Annotated in this window: 2 protein-coding genes; both read left to right on the plus strand. The window is 67.1% G+C overall.

Annotation, left to right across the window (positions count from 1 at the left end):
- Window positions 1-528 (plus strand): DNA gyrase C-terminal beta-propeller domain-containing protein (locus tag IN820_RS22745; protein ID WP_328822127.1); only part of this gene is annotated, 528 nt, incomplete at its 5' end.
- Between the two features lie 194 nt (window positions 529-722).
- The gene (locus IN820_RS22320; protein ID WP_193683081.1) at window positions 723-1,424 is read left to right on the plus strand and encodes a PqiC family protein; all 702 of its coding nucleotides are present in this window, start codon (window positions 723-725) and stop codon (window positions 1,422-1,424) included.
- Window positions 1,425-1,543: the final 119 nt, after the last annotated feature.

Consider the following 1,543-nt stretch of genomic DNA (forward strand, 5'->3'; position numbering starts at 1 on the left):
CCGCTGACCGGCCGCCTGACGCCGCCGCCGGGCGCCAGTTTCGAGTGCGTGCTGTTGCCCGAAGACGAGGCGCTCTACGTCATCGCCTCGGATGCCGGCTACGGTTTCGTGGTCAAGGGCGAGGACCTGCAGGCCAAGAACAAGGCCGGCAAGGCGCTGCTCTCGTTGCCGGCCGGTGCCCGCGTCGTGGCGCCGCGGCCGCTGGCCAGCCGCGACGAAGACTGGCTGGCGGCGGTGACCACCGAGGGCCGCCTGCTGGTGTTCCCGGTGCGCGACCTGCCGCAGCTGGGCAAGGGCAAGGGCAACAAGATCATCGGCATTCCCGGCGAGCGGGTGGCCAGCCGCGAGGAATACCTGATCGATCTCGCCGTGCTGCCGTCCGGCGCGACCCTGGTCCTGCAGGCCGGCAAGCGCACGCTGTCGCTCAAGGCCGAGGATCTGGAGCATTACAAGGGCGAGCGCGGGCGGCGCGGCAATAAGCTGCCGCGTGGCTTCCAGCGCGTCGAAAAATTGTTGGTGGAAGGCTGATGATGTGTTTCGGCGCTGGAAACAGTGTCCGGTTTCACGGAAGATAGCCCCCTTTCCAGCCCGCGATCGACCGGGGATTTCTCCTGCAGTCGGCGGGCTCTCTATTGATCAGCGCGGCGTTCGGTGGATGCCTCCGGCATCGGCGTGTGCCTGAAGGGGCGGCGTATAGCCTGGATCGTGGTGTTATGAAGGTGATGAAGAGCGTGCTGCGTGTTCCGATTGTTCTATTGCTGGCCAGCATCGGCCTGACGGGCTGCATCAACCTGCAGCCGGCGCCCATGTATCGACTGGACAGCGGCACGTCCGAAGTGCCGGAGCGGACCGACGGTGCCGCGGTGCTGCTGGGGCCGATCACCCTGGCCGATTATCTGCAGCGCGATGCGCTGCTGCAGCGTCTGGCCGACGGCAGCCTGGCCGCCGATGCGCAGAAGGCCCGCTGGGCGGGCAGCCTGAAGGCCGATGTCGAGCAGTTGCTGCAACGTCAGCTGGCCTGGAGGCTGAATACCCAGAGCCTCGTGCTCGGTCCCGCTGGCGAAGGCTTCACGCCGGATGTGCAGGTCGAGCTGTCGATCACTCGCCTGGATTCGGGCCCCGAATATCCCGCTGTGCTCGAGGCGCAGTGGCGCCTGCGGGACAAGGCCGGCAAGCACCTGGGTAACCGACTGGTGCGCCTGCAGGAAGAGCACCTGGGCAGCGCCACCGATCAGGTGCGCGCGCAAAGCCTGCTGCTGCAACGGCTGAGCGAAATGCTGGTGGACGCGATCGAGCCGGCGCTGGTGGCCAAGACGCCGCCCAAGCGCAGCACCAAGGCGCCGGCGAACAAATCCGACGAAGCGGCTCCGCGGATTCCGGCAATCGAACCCATCCGAACCGATATGGAAGTGTTCCGCTTCTGACGGGCGAGCCCGAATCTGGCACGGCCCCACGTAGGTGCGCTCCACATACCGCATACGGCGAGGCCCGGCGATTCGCGAGCATGGCTCGCTCCTACAGACGGCCCCCGAGCATGCCTTGC

Origin of the sequence: Pseudomonas lopnurensis (assembly GCF_015070855.1) — a bacterium.
GTDB classification, from domain to species: Bacteria; Pseudomonadota; Gammaproteobacteria; order Pseudomonadales; family Pseudomonadaceae; genus Stutzerimonas; species Stutzerimonas lopnurensis.